9 protein-coding genes and 1 pseudogene are annotated in these 19,139 nt (G+C 64.8%); 7 read left to right on the top strand and 3 right to left on the bottom strand.

Features of this window, described 5'->3' with window-relative positions; translation table 11 throughout:
• Window positions 1–26: 26 nt before the first annotated feature.
• Both ACFCU0_RS05395 and ACFCU0_RS05390 read right to left on the bottom strand, forming a co-directional pair.
• Window positions 27–1,712 carry a thiol-activated cytolysin family protein gene (locus ACFCU0_RS05395; protein ID WP_434972643.1) on the bottom strand — a complete coding sequence of 562 codons (1,686 nt, stop codon included), beginning with the start codon at window positions 1,710–1,712 and terminating at the stop codon, window positions 27–29.
• A gap of 258 nt (window positions 1,713–1,970) precedes the next feature.
• Complete coding sequence (locus ACFCU0_RS05390; RefSeq protein WP_434972642.1) at window positions 1,971–4,379, bottom strand: thiol-activated cytolysin family protein; 2,409 nt, start codon at window positions 4,377–4,379, stop codon at window positions 1,971–1,973.
• 288 nt (window positions 4,380–4,667) lie between these two features.
• Between ACFCU0_RS05390 and ACFCU0_RS05385 the strand changes: the two genes are divergently transcribed.
• The 7 genes from ACFCU0_RS05385 to ACFCU0_RS05355 all read left to right on the top strand — a co-directional run bounded on the left by ACFCU0_RS05385 (window position 4,668) and on the right by ACFCU0_RS05355 (window position 18,460).
• Window positions 4,668–5,231 (top strand): ECF-type sigma factor, encoded by a 564-nt coding sequence (locus ACFCU0_RS05385; RefSeq protein WP_434972641.1) that lies wholly within the window; start codon window positions 4,668–4,670, stop codon window positions 5,229–5,231.
• Between the two features lie 118 nt (window positions 5,232–5,349).
• Window positions 5,350–8,127, top strand: coding sequence for a tetratricopeptide repeat protein (locus ACFCU0_RS05380; RefSeq protein ID WP_434972640.1), 2,778 nt, complete (start codon window positions 5,350–5,352; stop codon window positions 8,125–8,127).
• A gap of 211 nt (window positions 8,128–8,338) precedes the next feature.
• Window positions 8,339–10,753: an ABC transporter permease gene (locus ACFCU0_RS05375; protein ID WP_434972639.1), complete on the top strand. Its 2,415-nt coding sequence runs from the start codon at window positions 8,339–8,341 to the stop codon at window positions 10,751–10,753.
• Window positions 10,754–10,797: 44 nt separating this feature from the next.
• A complete protein-coding gene (locus tag ACFCU0_RS05370) occupies window positions 10,798–13,203 on the top strand; it encodes an ABC transporter permease (RefSeq protein WP_434972638.1) in 2,406 nt (801 codons plus the stop codon).
• Window positions 13,204–13,427: 224 nt separating this feature from the next.
• Entirely contained in the window at window positions 13,428–15,800 is a 2,373-nt protein-coding gene (locus tag ACFCU0_RS05365; protein ID WP_434972637.1) for an ABC transporter permease, read from the top strand.
• 189 nt (window positions 15,801–15,989) lie between these two features.
• Window positions 15,990–17,714 carry a fasciclin domain-containing protein gene (locus tag ACFCU0_RS05360; RefSeq protein WP_434972636.1) on the top strand — a complete coding sequence of 575 codons (1,725 nt, stop codon included), beginning with the start codon at window positions 15,990–15,992 and terminating at the stop codon, window positions 17,712–17,714.
• A gap of 251 nt (window positions 17,715–17,965) precedes the next feature.
• The gene (locus ACFCU0_RS05355; RefSeq protein ID WP_434972635.1) at window positions 17,966–18,460 is read left to right on the top strand and encodes a YbjN domain-containing protein; all 495 of its coding nucleotides are present in this window, start codon (window positions 17,966–17,968) and stop codon (window positions 18,458–18,460) included.
• Window positions 18,461–18,819: 359 nt separating this feature from the next.
• On the opposite strand, the pseudogene ACFCU0_RS05350 reads toward ACFCU0_RS05355, so the two are convergent.
• Window positions 18,820–19,139, bottom strand: a pseudogene (locus ACFCU0_RS05350) (hypothetical protein); the annotation flags it as partial.

Genomic DNA, 19,139 nt, shown 5'->3' with positions numbered 1-19,139 from the left:
CGGCCGGCTTGGCGGTGCACCTCCCGCTAGATCACGTCCACCGAATACACGAGTTCGGCCTGGCAGTCCTGGCTGCCATTCACGAGGCGGATGTCGCTCGTGGTCACGTTGCTCCATCCCGTGCTTCCGAACGTGTGCCGCTTGGAGGTGCTGAGGGTGGCCATGCGAGCGTCCTTGAACCGTCCCCCGACGTCTCGATCCCATTCCGTACTGTAGAAGGTGATCGCGAACTGGTTTCCGTCCTCTCGCTCCATGTCGAAGACGACCTCCTCGTTCAGCACGACGCGGTCACCGTCGCCCAGCTGGATCTCAGGACGTCCCCGGATGAAGTCTCCTACTCGGGTGCCGCCCCCGTTTACGATGGCCCGAAACTGGAACTCACCGTCCCCATTGAGGCCGCCGTCACAGTCGCTGCGGACGAAGAACTCTTTCAGGTCGACCGTGATGGTATTGGCCGTCTGCACCGAAGAGCACTCGGTGGCCGTATACTCCGTCGTGTAGCCCAGTTTGGCCAGCTGATCGTCCTTCAGGTACTTGACGGCGTACGAAATCGGCACGCCCGGATTGCTGCGCGAGTAAACCGCGTTCTCGCCCGTGATGATGGGTACCAGGTCGCCGGCCGAGCGCGCCGTCACGGCCTCTGAGGCTACCGCGGCGTTGCCCCCCAGTGTGATCACCTCGACGGTCGAGCGCTCCAGAATCTCCTGATAGCGCGCCTCCATGTCGCCATCGACCTGCGTGCCGGTGGCATATCGGAATGCGGCCTCCACCTCGGCGGAGGTGTATGACGCCGACGTCTCCATCCGAAACATGATGATCCGCCCGTAGGTCACCGACGCGATATAGGCCGGTGGCGCGTCGCTATCGAAGGCAGACTGGACGTCCGCCAGCGACACGTTCGGGCCGAAGACGTCCTCCGGTTGCGCTCCGTTTTCCTGAACGAAGCTCACCGTGTAGAAGGCCTGCTTGTAGGTTGCCATGACGACGCGCTTCGTCTCGGTCGTCTCGTAGTTGAACTGGGACTGCACGTCTCCGGTGGCCCACGCAACGTTTAGCCCCACGTCCATCGACGCCTGGGTCGATGTGTACGACGTAGTGATTCGATTCGACGAACTGGAGGCGTTTACGTATCCCTCTTCGTATGCATTGGCGTTCCACCACTCCAGTGCCTCGTCGATGGCCGTCTGGACGCTGGCCAGGTCGGGGCGCTCGATCGTCCGGGTTCCCTGCTCGCCGATGCCCGGCAGGTCGACGCGGATCTTGACGGGGGAGCGCTCGAAGCGGGCCGGTTCCGGCAGGCCGTCGAGCAGCGACTGGTTGGCTTCGACAAGCGCGCCCGGCCAGATGACATCCGCGGTGGGGCGCAGGATGGCGATTTCCTCGAAGTTGTTCTGCAGGTTGTAGGACGTCCGGACGCAGGTCCGCTCGATGTTGCCCTCCTGTTCGGTGGTGGTCGTGGTATCGACCGGCTCGCGGGCGGCGTCGCTGGGCTGGACATTCAGTAGGGCATTCGAGTCATAATTCAGGTTGGTGAGGTAGTCCCCGATGGACTCGGCGTCCGGGTTTGTGACGGGCGCTGTCCCGGGTCCGCCGTCACAGGCGGCGAGGCCCAGAGTCAGAGCGACGAGAAGGACGGTAGTTCGTACATAGGTCATGGCGGTGTGCGACTTCGGCTCAAGATCAGAACGAACGATGAGAGCGCAGCCATTCATCTCACAGGTGGCTCTCAGTGTTGGACGCAAGAAACCGCCGCCAAACCGTCAATCGGTCATAAGAGCGTTACATTCATCGCGAAAATGGGGAGGAGAGGGCCGGTCCGCGGGATCGGTTGTGGCGCCCGACGCCCACGCGTCCCCACACACTACGCGCCGCACACCACGCGCCCCGTGAGCCGGACCGTTTGGCCGGGCAACACGGGGCGCGATGATGGTGCTATATCATGTTGCTACGCTGCGTGCGGATCCGGCCGCCTACAACGCATCATCTTGACGGGCCAGGCCGACGTAGACCCGGCTGCTCGGCGCCTCGTTGATCCAGAGCACGTCCTGTAGCCGGTCGCCATTGAAGTCGCCAGTCAGCGGGGTAAATTGCGACCAGTCATCCTGTGGGAGTGCCTGCTCGGCGCGGGAGAAGTCGAAGACGCCATTTTCCGTTCCGAGGCCGACGTAGATCGACGGGTTCGACCGGTCGAAGGCCACGAGGTCACTCCGTCCCTCGCCGGTAACGTCGGCGAGACGAATGTCCGCCGCGGCGACGGGAGAGGGCAGGAAATCCTGGACGCCACTGGTGAAGGATCCGGCGCCATCCGATAGCGAACGGTGCACAGCGGTACGGTTGCCAGGGTACGTCGGGTTGATGAAGAGGAGGTCCGTCCCGTTCCTCCCGTCGATGTCGCCCGCAATCGTGACGTAGTCATCCCAGCCCGTGCCACCGCGGCTGTCGAACGCCAGGTCGAAGTACCCATTCTCGCCCGGATCCGTGTTCGGCGCGATGAGCGATTCGCCCACGTACCAGCCGTTGCGCGAGTCGGTGGTGACCGACCAGATCATGTCGGCTTTGGTGTCGTTCGTCACGTCCCCCACGAAGGCCTCATAGGGAAACCACGTGCTGCCCTGGTTCTGGCTGGTGGTGGGGAGGCTGAACGTCCCGTCCCCGTTTGAGAAGCCGACGAAGGTTCGGTTGCGGTCTCCGAGCAGGTTCCACACGAGGTCATCGTCGCCATCCCCGTCCATATCGCCGACGAGGGTTCGGTACTGATCCCATCCGCCGCCCTGCGTCGGGGTGTCCGGGTGGGGCACCGCGTCGAGGAAGGCGAGGGAACGGCCGCTGGCACGCGCCACGTAGGTTCGGTTTGCGCCGCTTGCGTTATCGACCCGGCTCCAGACCAGTTCATAGCTGCCGTCGTCCTCCAGATCGGCCGTGACGAAGTCCGAATCCGCCCATCCGCTGGAGGGCGCATCTGGATGGATCTGGACCTGTGGAGAGGCGAACGTGCCATCCCCGTTGGCGAACGCGATGGCCACTTCATTGGTCGCTCCGAGATGGTTGAAGACGAGGTCGTCGCTGCCGTCGCCGTCCACGTCTGCGGTCGTCGTTGAAAAGGGCGTCGAGATCGGGACGTAGAGGGTTTCCGCATTCCGCAGGTCGAACGTCCCCGGTGAGGCCTGCGTGGCCGTGCACGTCCGAATCTCGTAGTCGGTTGCCTCGGTGACCTTCGCAATGCTGTTGTCGCCCAGGTTGCGGAACGTGTAACTGAGGGGCGCCGCGGTGCTGAGCGGGGCGTTCTCGGTGAAGTAGTCTCGCCAGTTGCCCGAGCGAATCACGTCGATGACATTCTGTCCATCGCCGCCGATCGACGTAACCTCGACCTTCGCCTCTTCGAGAATTTTTTTCTGCTTGGCATCCAGGGAGGCGCTGCCTCCACTGCCGATACCGTCGTACGCCGCATTCATCGCTGCCTCGATCTCGTTCCGGCTTGCCGTCGAGGTGATGGAGAACATCATCATCCGGCCGTAAATGATCTTCGACACGTAGATCGGAAGGTTGTCCGGCCCGATCTCTCCACTGCGCTGGAGCTCCTGCAGCTTCTGTTCGGTGAACACCTCGGAGAAGACGTCGCCCGGTGCCGGCGGGTTGTCGATTTCCACCTCGTACATGTTCTGGTAGTAGTGCGCCGTGACGGTCGTCTCCGATGCCTGCCGCTCGATCGACCCGCGAGCCGACGCGCTGTAGCCGAGGTAGCGTCCCGAGAGGCCCATCTCGAGGGCTGTTTGCTGCTCGCTATGGTAGGTTCGGAGCTCGAACGCGATGGAACTGGGCGTGGCGATGCCATCCTGCACGGCCTCGCCGACCATGGTACTTACGGCATCCCGGACCACGGATTTCGTCGGCTCCTCGACGGTACGGAAGCTTGCCCGCGTCGTCGACACATTCAGCGACACGTTCAGGGGAGCGCGTTCCGCTCCCGAGATGGACAGGTCGGAGATGCTGCCGATGGTATGGCTTTTCCCCTGAAGGAGGGCGCCGGGCCACAGCAGCTCGCTCGGATTGTACATGACGAGGTCACGCCCCGGCGTGCGCGTGATTGAGTACGGCTGGGTTTCACACTGGTACTCGACATTCTTGAGGTTGTACACCTCGCCGTCATCGCCGATGCTGTCAACGTCGACGGTGATGGGGGCTTCCTTCACCGCATCTCCGGTCGGACCGCCCGCATCCGCCTTGGGCGGCGAGAACTCGCTCCAGGCAGGGAGCTCGTTGAGGTAGGTGTCCACGTCTTCGACGTTGCCGGACGAAGAGGTGCCCGGCGTGCCGCTGTCGCAGCCGGAGAGCAGAAGGGTGAAACCGATGATGAACAGGATTACTCGGAAAGAGGTCATGGTCGCGGGCGTCAGGTGGACGGACAAACGGTGGGCAGGGAGGGGCCGGTGTGGTTGGCTCTCATGTTCTGACGCATCGAATCCACAAAGAACCTGCAGCCGTTCATCATTTCTTAATAATTGAAGGGGTCGCCCAAGCGGTGTCCGTTCGGGAGGCGGGATGTGGCTCATCCACCGTGTCAGAATTGGCGCGGACCTGTCATTTCGGGGCATCGTACGTTGATCCGGCTCCGAGCGCCTTGTATTCTGGATCCTACTCAGGCCCCTCTTGAATCCGTCTTGCGTGGCATGTCCCAGCCTTTCACGGAGTTGCTCAACGACCTGACGGGTGGGAATCGCACCGTGGTCGACGCGGTCCTGCCCCGTGTGTACAACGAGCTCAAGTCGCTCGCCCGCCGGTCCCTCCACGGCGAACGAGCCAACCACACGCTCGACACGACGGCCCTCGTGCATGAGGCGTACGAGAAGCTCGTCCAGCAGGACCGCATGACGTGGCAGAACCGCGCCCACTTCATGGGTGTGGCCGCGCTGTCCATGCGACGCATCCTGATCAATTACGCCAAGAAGCGACAGGCGCAGAAGCGCGGGGGCGGCGCACCGGTCGCGACGTTCGAGGACGGGATGGCGCCGCGGAGCGTCCGTGCAGAAGAGCTGATCGACCTGAACGATGCCCTCGAGCAGCTCGAAGAGATGAACGAGCGACAGAGCCGGGTCGTGGTCTACCGCTTTTTTGGCGGGCTGACCCAGGAGGAGATCGCCACCATCCTGGATGTCTCCGTATCCACGGTGCGACGCGACTGGCGCCTGGCGCGCGCCTGGCTGAGCCGCGCTCTCCAGCATGCCGACACCTGAATGTCGAAGCTCTCGGGCCGGGCGTGACCGGTTGCAGGCGGATTCCCTGCGTCCATATATAGCGGGGGCGTCGAACGCTTTGGGCCCCTCCTCTCGCCGCCCCCCTTCCCGCCTCCCATTGCCGACGGATGACATGGATGCCGCCCGCTGGACCCAAATCCAGACCCTGTTTGACGCCGCCCTGGATCGATCGCCGGAGCAGCGCGAGGCGTTTCTCCGGGAAGAATGTGCCGACGACCCAGACCTGCTGGACGAGGTCCGGTCCCTGCTTGCGGCGGACGCCAACGCGCATCCCCTGCTCGACAGCCTTGCGCTCGACGCCATCGCGCTGCCGCAGGATCTGCTTCCGGTTGGGATCCTTCCCTCCGACGGCGAGCGCATCGGTCCCTACCGCATCATCGAGCCGATCGGGCGCGGCGGAATGGGCGCCGTCTTTCTTGCGGAACGCGCCGATGGCGGCTTTGAACAGCAGGTCGCGCTGAAGATCATCCGAGGCGGGATGGCATCGGAGCGGATCGTGCGACGATTCGAGAGCGAACGGCAGATCCTCGCCGGACTCCATCATCCGAACATTGCCCGTCTGCTGGATGGCGGACTCAGCGCCGACGGTCGCCCGTATTTCGCCATGGAGTTCGTCGACGGCGTGCCGCTCGACCGCTACTGCGAACAGGCCGCTTGCTCGGTTGAGGAGCGGGTTCGGCTGGTCCGGGATGTGTGCACCGCCGTGCAGTACGCCCATCGTCACCTGATCGTGCATCGCGACCTGAAGCCGTCGAATCTACTCGTGGCGGACGGGGAGGGCGCCGGGCCGGGAGACGCCCAGGTCAAGCTGCTCGACTTCGGGATCGCCAAGGTGCTGACCGGGGAGGCCTCCGCCGGCAACGCCCTGACCCGCACGGGCGGTGCCGCGATGACGCCGGCGTACGCCGCGCCCGAACAGGTGCAGCAACGCCCTGTGACGACGGCGACGGACACGTACGCGCTCGGCGTGGTCCTCTACGAACTCCTCGCCGGACAACGCCCGTTCGACCTCGCCGACCGCTCCCCCGCCGATATCGACCGGATCGTGTCAACGCGGCTCCCGGATCCGCCGTCCACGGTGGCACCGGCGGAGCGGAAGCCGGCCCTGCGGGGAGATCTCGACACGATCTGTCTGAAGGCGCTTCGGAAAGAGCCGGAGCGACGCTACGCCTCCGCCGAACAACTGGCCGACGACCTGCAGCGCTACCTGGAGGGCCGCCCGGTCGCGGCTCAGCCGGACACCGTCGGCTACCGCACACGCAAGTTTGTAGAGCGTCATCGCGCCGGTGTGACGGCGGCCGCAGCGGTGGTGCTGCTCATCGCGGCGCTCGTCAGTTTTTACACGGTGCAGATCGCGCAGGAACGCGACCGCGCCCGGCTTGAAGCGGCCACCGCTACCCGGGTCTCCGATTTCCTGCAGGACTTGTTCGCTGTCGCGGATCCTGCTCGGTCGGGGGGAGAAAACGTGACGGCCCGGGAGGTGCTGGACCGGGGCGCCGAGCGGATCGAGCGCGACCTGTCTGGTCAGCCCCGGGTACAGGCCCGCATGATGCAGGTGATGGGGGGCGTGTACCGGAGCCTCGGCGCCTTCGACGCGGCAGGCCCGCTACTGGAGCGGTCGCTGGACCTCCGCCGCACCGGAGCCGGCGCCGAGCCGGAGGAGGTCGCTGACGGTCTCCGCAGCCTGGCGATCCTTCGGCAGGAGACGGGCGACTACACGGCGGCCGATTCCCTCTATCGTGCTGCGCTCGCCCTACAGCGCGAGCACGCAGGGCCAGACGCTCCCGACGTGGCGGCGACGCTCCACGACTGGGGCACGCTGCTCCACCAGCAGGGCGAATTCGACCGGGCGGACTCCCTGTTCCAGCGTGCGCTCGCCCTCCGCACCGAGCACTTTGGCGCCGACGACCCCCGCACGGCGAGCACGCTAAACGAACAGGCTACCCTGCGCTTCGATCAGGGGGATCGGGATCTGGCCGAGACCCTCTACCGGCGCGTGCTCCGCCTGCGACGCGAGGCGTTCGACGGGGACCATCCGGATGTGGCGATGAGCCTGAACAATCTGGCGATGGTTCTCCGCCACAAGAGCGAGTTCGAGGAATCAGAAACGCTCTACCGCGAGGCACTGGCCATGCGCGAGCGCCTGTACGACGGCCCGCATCCGGACGTTGCCCATACGCTGAATCATCTGGCGCGACTGTACTCGACCCTCGGCGATTATGCTGCGGCCGAGCCGATTGCGCGCCGCGCCCTTGCGATGCGCATCGAGGTGTTCGGCGAGGAGCACGTCGAAACGACGGCAAGCATGGGGACCCTGGCTGGGATTCTGGGTGGCCTGGAGCGGCACGGGGAGCAGGCCACGTACTACCGGCGCGCACTGGGGGTCGTGCAGTCGACGCTGGGCCCGGAGCATCCGTACGCCGCGGCCCTGAGCTACAGTCTCGCCTCGTCGCTGCACGCGGCGGGTCAACGGTCGCGGGCGGAGACCCACTACCGGCAAAGCCTCGACCTCCACCGCGGGATTTTTCCAGAGGGGCATGTGAACACCGCCTACCCGCTCATCCGACTCGGCACCCTGCTCGTCGAGACGGATCGCGCCGCCGAGGCCGAACCGCTTCTCCGCGAAGCTGTTGCCCTGCGCGTGGAGGCACTGGGAGAAGAGCACTGGCGTGTGGCCGTCGCCCGCAACACGCTCGGAGCCTGCCTGACCGCTCTCGGCCGGCCGGCAGAGGCCGAACCGCTGCTCACCGAGAGCTACGACCGGCTCCGAGAAACGTATGGCCCCGACGACCGCCGCGTTCAGACGGCGCGCCAGCGCGTCGCCGATGCCCACGCGATGCTGCCGCAGGAGGACAGGAGCGGGCGATCGCCCTGAATCCGGTGGGCTCTCGTCGGAGGCCGGCGGTGAACCGTCGCGCTCGAGTCCTCAACCGTTGTGCGGCGGCGCACGGTCGGGTGTGCGTTCACGCACGGTGGGGCGCCGAGGACCTGCGTGCATGCACCGCAATCGGCGGAAGCATCGTGCGGAACGCGGATTGTACGGCAAGAGGTTGTGTCCCTCGAATGATTCGCCGGCCTGTCCGTCTTTGCCTTCCGCCATGCTGTTCAATTACCTGATGATCGCTGCCCGGACGCTTCGCAAGCGCATCGGCCCGACCATAATCAACATTCTCGGCCTGACGGTCGGTATTGCCGCATGCCTGCTGATCGGTCTGTGGGTCGAGCGTGAGCTGAGCTTCGACGACTTTCACCCCGGCGCCGACCGGATTCATCGGGTCGCGATCGAATCCCGCATCACGGATGCAATGACCCGGACGATCGGTGTGCCGGCGCCACTCGCCCCGGCGATTCGAAGCGACGTACCGCAGGCGGAAGCGGTTGTCCGGGTTCGCCCGGATCGGGTCATCTTTCGCGAAGGGCAAACGGCGCTGTCCGAGCGGCGGGCGTTGAAAGTGGACTCGACGTTCTTCGATGTGTTCGACGGGTTCGAGGTGGTGCGGGGCGATCCGAACAGGGCACTGCAACCGGTTGATGCCGTCGTTTTGACGGAGACCACCGCACACGAGGTCTTCGGCCGGCCGGACGTGGTCGGGGAAACCCTTCAGATGGACGGCGAGCTGCGCCGCGTGACGGCCGTGATGTCCGATGTGCCCGAGACCTCGCACCTCCAGTTTCGCGCGGTGGTCCGGCGTCAGGGGATGCGGGACGTGTTTAAGGAAAACTGGACCGGCTTCGCGTTCGTGACCTACGCCCGACTGGTCGAAGGGGCTACGACCGCCGATTTCCAGTCGCAGCTGGATGCAATCGTAGAAAACCGGGCCATGCAGGACGTGCGCAGCCGGTTCGGGGACCCGTCCGACAACTTTGTCTATCGTCTGGTCGCGGAGTCGTTGCCCACAATCTACCTGCATTCGCCGTACAACAACGTCGGGCCCAGCGGGTCGATCTCCGTCGTCTACACAATCTCGCTGATCGGCCTGTTCATCCTGCTGATTGCGTGCATCAACTTCATGAACCTGGCGACGGCCCGGGCGACGGAGCGCGCAACGGAAGTGGGAATGCGGAAAGCGCTCGGCGCCGGCCGGAAGCAACTCGCCGGCCAGTTTCTCGGGGAGGCGACCGTGACCGCCACCATTGCTACGGTTGCTGCCTTCGTCGTTTCGCTGGCCGCTCTGCCGCTCTTCAACCGCCTGGCCGGGACGTCGCTCACCTCTGGCGATGTGCTGGGGCCGTGGACCGTGGCCGCCGCGATCCTGATCGCCCTTCTTGTCGGGGGAATGGCCGGGAGCTACCCGGCATTTGCGCTCTCCCGCTTCGCCCCCTCCACGGTGCTGCGCTCGGCCGGGCGCCACAGCTCGGGTGGACAGGGGGGGCGTCTCCGCAAGGGCCTCGTGGTGTTTCAGTTCGTGATTTCCATTACGCTCATCATCGGGACGCTCGTCGCGCAGAGCCAGTTCGAGTATATTCAGTCGAAGCGTCTCGGGTTAGATAAGGAACGCGTCGTCGAGATCAAGCGCGCCAGTGATCTCGGTACGCAACAATCCACCTTTACCGATCGGATCGCCCGGATACCCGGCGTACGGTCGGCAACGTCGGGCGACGGGCTCTTTCGCGGCGCCTCGCAGACGTCGTTCATGCCCGTCGGAGGCGGCGATGATGCCGTTCAGGCCCTGCAGTACATGCAGGTCGGTCCCCGGTTCATCGAGTCGATGGAGATTTCGGTCGTGAACGGGCGGGGGTTCGATCCTGCCCGGGCTGCGGATTCCAGCGCCGTCGTTCTGAATCAGGCGGCTGTCGACCTCTACGGATGGGAAAATCCGCTCGAGCAGCAGCTCATGTCCTGCGACACACTCTGCACGTACGATGTCATCGGCGTCGTCGAAAATTTCCATTACGCGTCGATGCGTTCGGAGGTGGAGCCGCTTGCCCTGCTGATTGATCACCCCCTTCCGCCGGCATCTCAGCCGGAGAGCGTCTACGCCCGCCTCGCCCCCGGAAGCACATCGTCGGCCGTTGACGGGATCCGAGAGGCGTGGACAGAGATGGCGGGCGGCACGCCGTTTCAGTATACCTTTCTCGACCAGACCTACGACCGGGTGCACCGCGATGTGCAGCGTGCAGGCGGCCTCTTCAGCTTGTTCGCCGGGCTGGCTATTCTCGTTGCCTGCCTCGGTCTGTTCGGGCTTGCAACGTACACCGTGCAGCGACGCTCCAAGGAGATCGGTATTCGCAAGGCGATGGGAGCGACCGCTACCCAGGTCGTCAATCTCATGTTTCGTGAGTTCGTTCTTCTGGTCGGAGTTGCGTTCCTGATTGCCGTGCCGATTGCGTACGTAGCAATGAATCGCTGGCTCTCGTCCTTCGCCTACCGAACGGGGGTCGGGGTGGATCTCGTCGCCATCGCCGGGGTCTCTGCGCTGGCGATCGCCCTCGTCGCCGTCAGCGCGCAGGCCTTCCGGGCTGCCCGCCTGGATCCCGCCACCACCCTGCGGGACGAGTAGCCCGACGGTCCGTCCCTTCTCATTCCCTCCTGATTGCCTGACGGATGTACGACACCTATATCAAACCTGCCGGTCGCGCCCTCTGGCGACGAAGAAGCCAGACGCTGATCAACGTTCTCGGGCTCGCCGTGGGTCTGGCCGCGTGCCTTCTGATCGGTCGCTACGTGGCCGACGCGTGGCGATATGACGCGCACCATGAGAAGGCGGATCGGATCGTGCGCATCACGTCCAAGCTCAGCGGAGACGGCGCCCCGATGCATCTGGCGACGTCGCAGGGGCCGCTGGGGCCGACCCTTCAGGCCGAAACGCCGGGCGTGGAAGCATTCGCCCGCTTCATCAGCGGCGGCTACGTGCTGACGTACGGGGATGTGACCGTGCAGGAGGAGAGCCTGCCCCACGCGGACGGCTCCGTATTCGACGTCTTCTCGTTTCGCCTCATCGAGGGAGACGCCGCAACGGCCCTGGACGGGCCCAACAAGGTCGTGCTGTCTCCGGATCTGGCACGATCGATTTTCGGGACCGAGGATCCGGTCGGCAAGACGCTCCGAACCGACCGCGGCCCCGAGTTGACGGTGACGGGAATCATTGTAGAACCGCCGCAGACCTCGCACATCGGGTTCGAAGGCCTGGTGTCGATGGATACGCACCGCGCGCTCGACCCCGACCGGATCGAGAACTGGGGCCGGTTCTCATACTGGACGTACGTGCTCCTCGAGCCGGAGATGACAGCCGAAGACCTGTCGGCAGCGCTCCCCGGACTGCTGTCGCGCCACACGGAGGACGGGTTGCAGGCAGCGCTCACATATGACGTGATGCCGCTCAAGGACATCTACCTGAACAGCGATGCGATCTTCCAGCTCGGCCCAACCGGGGATGCTACCGCGTTTCGCGTCTTCCTGGCGGTGGCGGTCTTCATTCTTCTGATCGCCGTGGTCAATTTCATCAATCTCGCGACGGCCCGCGCGACGGAGCGGGCACGCGAGGTTGGCGTACGGAAAACACTCGGGGCACCGCGGTCCGCCCTGGTGGGTCAGTTTCTCATGGAAGCGATCGTGACTTCGGTCATTGCCACGATACTCGCCGTCGCCATGGCCCGGACGGCGTTACCGCTGTTTCACGCGCTGTCGGGCACAACGCTCGCCGGGGGACTTTTCCCCGGGCCGGGCATGGCAGCATACCTCGGTCTGGTGGCGGTCATTATCGGCCTGCTGGCGGGCATGTACCCCGCGCTGATCCTTGCGGGCTACGAGCCCGTGCGGGTTCTACGGGGGGCGTTCTCGACGTCGCGGGACGGGGCGACGCTCCGGCGTAGCCTGGTCGTGGCCCAGTTCGCCATTGCCATCGCCCTTCTGGCGGCGACCGGCGTCGTGCGGCAGCAACTCCAGTTCATCCAGCAGCAAGACCTCGGCTTTGCGCCGGAGCAACTGGTCACGATTCCTCTCGACCAGGACGCCGACGTGAACCGGCAGCTGGCCGTTATCAAGCGCGAGCTGACGCGCATTCCCGGCGTCGACGCGGTGGCGGCCAGCTCATACATTCCGGGGCAGACGCAGGACGTGAACGGATTCCGGGTGGAAGAAGCGGACGGGCGAATGCGCCATGCCAAGCTGCGGCGGAATGACGTGGACGCAGACTTTCTCAGCACCTACGGACTGGATCTTCTCGCCGGCCGGGGATACGATGCGGCGCTGCCGGGCGACTCCACCGGCGCGGTCATCATCAACGAGGCAGCGGTACGCAAGCTGGGATACGCGACGCCGGACGCCGCGCTGGGCGCGCGCATCAACTCCAATCCGCGTTCGCCGGCGGCCCGGGTCGTCGGGGTGGTGAAGGACTTCCACTTCGCGTCGCTGCATGAACGCGTAGAGCCCCTCGTGCTGCTGCCGGGTAACGCCCCGGCCGCCAACGCCGCCGCCAGTTATCTCACCCTTCGTGTTCGTGTAAAGAACATCGCAGGAACCATGGACGCGGTGCGTGCGCGGTGGACCGAGCTCGTCCCCGCCCGCCCGTTTGAGGCGACCTTCGTCGACGAGCACTTCGCCGAAATGTACGAGCAGGACCGCCGCTTCGGGCGTCTGTTTGCCACGTTCGCCGGGCTGGCGATTTTTGTCGCTTGCCTCGGGCTCTTCGGCCTCACGACCCACACGGTCCAGCAGCGAACCAAGGAGATCGGGATCCGCAAAGCCCTGGGCGCGACGGCCTCCAGCCTTGTCCGGCTTCTCTCGCAGGATTTCGCGAAGCTGGTCGGCTTCGCGTTCGTTGTCGGCGTACCGGTCGCATACCTGGGGATGAGCCGGTGGCTGGAGACCTTCGCCTATCGGATCGACCTCGGCGTTGGCGTCTTCGCTCTCGCCGGGGGCATCGCCCTTGTCATCGCGCTGGGCACCGTCGGCGGGCAGGCCTTCCGCGCCGCTACGCTCGACCCCACCTCCGCCCTTCGGGATGAATGACCGGGATGAGGGATGAGGTGTGGGGGATGAGGGGAGCATCCCCCGATCGCCCCAAAGCTCCCGGCCCAGACTCCTGATCGCCCCAAGGCTCCCGGAAGGACCGACAGGGCCGCGGGTCATTCTTTGGGCCTCCAGTCCACCCCCAGGCCACGGAGAACCGGAGCACGAACGGAGTGAGTCCACGAAGCGAAGCGTAGTAAACCGACAACCGGAAACCGAACCCCATGCTGCTGAGCTATCTGAAGACCGCCCTCCGCGCGTTGCACAACCGTCTCGGTCTGACGACCATCAACGTCATCGGGCTCAGCCTGGGGCTTGCCGCGGCGCTCGTCATCGTGCTCTACGCACAGCACGAACTCACCTACGACCGCTTCCACGCGGAGTCCGACCGCATCTACCAGGTCTACAAGGAGCGCGGGACGCCGACGGGCACGCAGATCTCGCGCGATACCTGGGCACCTCTGCTCCCCCGCCTCCAGCAGGACTACCCGTCGATCGAGACCGGCACCCGGTTCTTTACGCAGACGGAGTGGATCGAACGGGAAGGGAATCGCCTGGAGGAAACCATGGCGTACGTCGACTCGACGTTCCGCGACGTGTTTAGCTTTCCGCTGCGTCACGGGAGCGGAGAGCAGCTGTTGTCGGACCCGAACGCGGTGCTGATGACGGTGGAGGCCGCCGAACGGCACTTTGGAACGGAGAGTCCCGTGGGGCAGACGATCACGGTCGACTTCAACGAGACGCTGACGGTCGCGGGCGTGCTGGAGCCGATTCCCACGAACTCGACGCTTCAGTTCGACATGGCGCGAGCCATCCATGGATCTCCGGGCTACCCGGATGTGCGGGACAACTGGGGCGGCTCCTTCCTCTACACCTACATCCTTCTGAACGAGAACGCGGCTCCGGATGCCCTCGAAGCCCAGTTTCCCGACCTGATTGCGTCGATCTTCGGAGCGGAGGAGAACGAGCGGACGACCTTTCAATTGCAGGCGCTCCCGACGCTGCAGAATGCGCTGTCGAACAACCGGCAGATCGCCTACATCTTGTTGGCGGTGGCGCTTGCCGTCATGCTCGTCGCGGGCATCAACTTCACGAATCTTGCTGTCGCGCAGTCGCTCGACCGGGCGCGTGAGATTGGCGTTCGGAAGGCGCTCGGGGCGTACCGGGGTCAACTCGCAATTCAGTTCCTCGGCGAGGCTCTGCTGATGAGCCTCGGCGCACTCATTCTGGGCACGGCCGTCGCGGCGTCCGTACTGCCCGCCTTCAACAGTCTTTACGACGTCGACCTGGGGCTCCATCTCGCGACGTATCCGCAGCGAATCGCCGTCTTACTGGGTTTTGGCGTGCTGCTCGGTTTGGCGACCGGGGCGTACCCGGCGTCCGTCCTGGCGGGCTTCGTGCCCTCGCAGACGCTACGCGGCAGCCACGAGCGAAAGGCGTCGGGGCAACTCCTTCGCCGCGGACTCGTCGTCGTCCAGTTCGCGGTGTCGATGCTTCTGATTGTGGGGACGCTCGCGGCCTGGCAGCAGATCGGCCACCTGAAAGACGCTCCGCTGAACGTGGCGGCCGATCGGCTTCTCGCCATTAACACAGACCTCGACGACTTCGACGACGCGGAGGCAGCGGCCAGTCGCCTTGACGCCTTCCATCAGGAAGTCGAGCGGCTGAGTACGGTCCAGTCGGCCAGCTTCGGGCGGCACGTCCCCGGGCGGGGGTCGCGGTCGTTCCTTTTCATTCATCCGGGAACGGCCACAACCGACGATCAGCGCCTTCGCATGCGCTACGCCGCCGTCGGCGACCACTACTTCGAGACGCTCGGGGCGGAGATGGTCGCCGGCCGCTCGTTCTCCGACCGGCGGGCGTCGGACAGCACGGCCGTCGTGCTCAACCGCGCCGCCGCCGAGGCCTTCGGATGGGGCCCCGATGCCGTCGGCAAAACCGTTCGAATCGGCCCGGATCGGTTCCCCGTGATCGGAGTGGTTGAGGACTATCGGTACAATCCGGCGCGGGAAGCAATCGCGCCGGTCGTCCATCTCTTCGGTGTATCGTTCGGCAGCAAGTACGACTATCTGGCGGTCCGAACCGCGGGCGACGACCCCTCGGCCACGGTCGACCAGATCCAGACGCTCTGGCAGAAGGTCGATCCGAGCCGGGCGCTGCCGTTCGAGTTCGTCGATCAACGCTTTCAGCAGCTCTACGAGCAGGAGGAGAATCTCGCGACCATCGCGGGGGCGTTCACCGGTCTCGGGATCGCCATCGCGTGTCTTGGCCTCCTCGGCCTGTCGGCTGTCTCGGTGGCCCGCCGCCGAAAAGAGATCGGCATCCGCAAGGCCCTCGGCGCGAGCGTGTCGAGTGTGGCCGTACACCTCGGGAAAGACTACCTCCGGCTCGTCGCGCTCGCGATCGTTCTGGCCGTGCCGGTCGCGTACCTCGGCGTCGACCGGTGGCTGGCCGACTTTGCTGTCCGTATCGACCTCGGAATCGGCCTCTTCCTCGGCGCAGGGATCCTCGCGCTTCTCCTTGCTGCGGCGACCATCGGCATCCAGACCGTCCGTGCCGCCCGGCTGAATCCCGCGACGACGCTTCGCGACGAGTAGCGGGCCAATCCCCCGGCCGTGAGGTGCGGTCCAGCGTCGACTTTCGAGCGCTCCGGCCTGAGAGGGGCGTCGAAATCCTTAACCGCCATTGTGTTTTCCCGCTCGACTTCGTAGCTACAGGGATGTCCTGCTTCCTACGGCCTGTCCGAGAGGATAACAGGCTGTCTATTAATCGACCACGGGAATACCATGACGTATCGATTTCTCCCCATCGCCCCCGTCACGATTCTTCTCGTTTGTGCCGTCGTCCTCGCGGCGTGCGATGGCGGCGGATCCTCGGACGATGGGCAGCCGCAAACCGTGGGCGAGGTCATAACGACGAACAGCGCGTTCACGCAGGCGGCGGATGGGTTCGATCGCGCGGGTACCCGTGCGGAGCTGTCGGACCCGGATGCGGGCCCCTTCACGGTATTCGTCCCGAGCGACGACGCATTCGCCGAAATCAACGCGCCCGTTCTCTTCGGGGCGGGCAACGAATCCCTCCTGGCCGAGGTGATGGAGTACCACGTCGTCGAGGACCGATTTCCTGTGGAAGGCACCCCGCAGACGGTCTTCATCGACTCGAGGGAGGGAACCGACATCCGGCTCACGCGCACGGATGCCGGGGTCTTCGTCAATAGCGTGGAGGTGGAGCTTGTGGCAGACACCCGGAACGGGCTGGTGTACCGCCTCGATACGGTTCAACTCCGGGTGCTCACGCTCGCCCAGCGGCTGGACGTAACCCCGGACCTGTCCCGCCTGAATGAAATCGTCGATGGCACCGGACTCAGCGCGACGCTGGATCAGCCGGGCCCCTTCACGCTGCTGGCCCCGACGGACGCTGCCCTGAGCGCATTCACGGATGATGTGGCCGCGAAGGAACCGGTCTTCGAAGAGTTGCTGCTGTACCACCTCCTACCGGAGGATTTGCTGGACGTGGAGCTGACCGACAGCCGAACGGTGACGACGGAAGAGCCCGATGGAGGGACGGTCACGTTTAGCCGGTCGGGGTCCACAGTATCCGTCAACAGCATCCCGCTCGCGAGTACTGATCACATCGCCGAGAACGGCGTCCTACACCGCATCGAGACGCCGCTCACCTCGGGGTTGAGCATTGCCGAGATCCTTTCGCTGCGGACGGACCTTGCCACGACATCGTCGCTGGTAAGCGGCTCCTCGTCGGTCCTGCCGCCCCTGTCGGACGAGAGCCGGTCGCTGACGTTCTTTGCGCCGGATGCGTCCGCGTACGATGACGTCGACGTGCCGGCGCTGGAAGCGGACGCATCGCTCACAAACGAACTGCTTTCCTATCACGTGCTTGACAGCGGTTCCTTCTCGTCTAATGACCTGCGGACCGGAAGCCCGACTCGCACCACGGCGGAAGGGACGACGGTTCGGGTTGACGCGTCTGGTTCGACACTTCAGATCAATCGCGCCACGGTGACCGGGGCGGACGTGCGTGCGGCAAATGGTGTGGTGCACCTGCTTGACGGCGTGCTGCTTGAGACCACACGCGGCACCGAGCGAATTCAGCTTACGAGCCGCTACCGACTCTTCGAAACGGCTCTTGACCGCGTGGGTCTAGCGCCGACGCTCGCGTCCGGCACGTACACGATCTTCGCCCCGCCCAATGAGGCGTTTCTAAATGCGCTCGACGCCGACGGGTCCGGCGCCGTCGAGGAAGGCGAGTACCCCAGCGATGCCGCCCTGGAAGACATCCTGCTGTACCACGTGGTGCCCGGAACCATACCGGCTGGCAATATCGATGACGGGGATACAGCGACGACGCTCGAAGGCCGGTCCCTGACGTTCGATGTCGCCGCCAATGGCACGATCACGATCAACCCGGGCGATGAAGCATCAGTCGTCTCCCCCCGTGATCTGGATGTCGAGAACGGGGTCGTGCATGAGGTGGATGTGTTGCTCACTCCCTAGTTCGTAACCGTCACCTCAGGGTCGACCACGCAGCCCCATGTGAGCGAGGTTCGAGTTTCGCACCGGTGCACAGCCCCGCCGCTGCCCCCTGCATATCCGTAATACAGAGGTCCCAATTTCACAATTCTCAATCCCGAACGCTCAACCCCAACCCGCTTCGATAGGCAGATGTACGCAGTGATTTGTATGCTTGGGGATCGGCAATGTCTTTTGCCGACCCATTCCCCCTTCCTTTGACCGCTGAGTCCATCATGCGTCGTCTTGTCCTCGCCATCATTGTTTCTCTCTTCGTCTCGCCAGCGTTTGGGCAAATTGGGTCCAGCAGTTCGTCCCCGTCGTACGATACGCGTGTGAAGCAGGCGCTGGACGCGGAGGATTGGAATTATGAGATCGACGACGACGGAGACTTCAAGCTGGTCGTCGGATTTTCGAATGAGGATCGATCGCAAATCGTCTATGTGATCAGCAATACCCTTGAAAACCAGGGCATGGAAATCCGCGAGATCTGGTCGCCGGTCTACACGTCCGCGTCGTCGACGATTCCCGATGATGTCGCGCAATGGGCGCTGCGGGCGTCGTGGAATCAGGTGGTTGGGTCACTCGCCGTGAGCGGGGATGGGACGGTCTACTTCGTCGCCAAGATCGACGCGAACGCCTCCCCCGGGATCCTGTCGAAAACGATTCGGGTCGCCGCGGCAAGTGGGGATGAGTTGGAGAAGGAGAAGAGCCCCGGCGATACGTTGTAGGGATTCGCCCAGCTCCTACTACGCGAGGTTCAGCGTTCCAGGGCCCGGTCCATGAGCGTGGGACTCCGGTGTCTATTCCAGGGTTGGCAGTCCGGTCGGCCAGACGCCGGGCGTCTCGTTCCGGCGCAGGCTCGGCCCACGACTGCAGACCGCGCGTTCATTGTGAGGGGTCGCGAGGTTCGTGCTTTCCTACCGTCGCACGGCCAGGCCACGATTGGCAAGGATTGAACGGCGCGATCACGCTCCGCCGGTCGAATGGAGGCTGGGCTCCGCGAACGCCGGACCGCCCCGCGGCTGTCACCCGCACCATGCCTGCAATCCAAAGTCCCCAATCCGCAACCCGCACGTTCTGCTCCGCCCTACGTCAGGCGCTCGTTCCAGTAGCGGAGGGTCAGGCCTCTCTCGATGTAGGCGCGATCGCGGTCCCGCAGCTTTTTCCCATGGATCCGGGGAGCGGGGATGATCTCGTCCACGCCGCCGGCGTCGTTTACATAGAGGAGACCTGCGTATTCCGGCACGTCGTCGGCGTCGATGAGGTCTTCGGGCACGCCGAACCAAAAGTAATTCGCCGTCCGGTACCCCTTCTGGTTCGCCAGCGCGTGGTGCTTGTAGGTTTTCTCCTCGAAGTCGCGGTGGAAGTCGGCTACCGTGTGCTTGATCTCCACCTCATGGACGAGGT

Origin of the sequence: Longibacter sp., from assembly GCF_051155795.1 — a bacterium.
Classification (GTDB): domain Bacteria; phylum Bacteroidota; class Rhodothermia; order Rhodothermales; family Salinibacteraceae; genus Longibacter.
This window is presented reverse-complemented; position numbering and strand designations above follow the sequence as displayed.

Bases quoted from the DNA above. Each gene is read 5' to 3' on its own strand.
- ACFCU0_RS05385 (WP_434972641.1), top strand. From the start codon at position 4,668: ATGTCCCAGCCTTTCACGGAGTTGCTCAACGACCTGACGGGTGGGAAT.
- ACFCU0_RS05360 (WP_434972636.1), top strand. From the start codon at position 15,990: ATGACGTATCGATTTCTCCCCATCGCCCCCGTCACGATTCTTCTCGTT.
- ACFCU0_RS05370 (WP_434972638.1), top strand. From the start codon at position 10,798: ATGTACGACACCTATATCAAACCTGCCGGTCGCGCCCTCTGGCGACGA.
- ACFCU0_RS05395 (WP_434972643.1), bottom strand. From the start codon at position 1,712: ATGAATGGCTGCGCTCTCATCGTTCGTTCTGATCTTGAGCCGAAGTCG.
- ACFCU0_RS05355 (WP_434972635.1), top strand. From the start codon at position 17,966: ATGCGTCGTCTTGTCCTCGCCATCATTGTTTCTCTCTTCGTCTCGCCA.
- ACFCU0_RS05365 (WP_434972637.1), top strand. From the start codon at position 13,428: ATGCTGCTGAGCTATCTGAAGACCGCCCTCCGCGCGTTGCACAACCGT.
- ACFCU0_RS05390 (WP_434972642.1), bottom strand. From the start codon at position 4,379: ATGACCTCTTTCCGAGTAATCCTGTTCATCATCGGTTTCACCCTTCTG.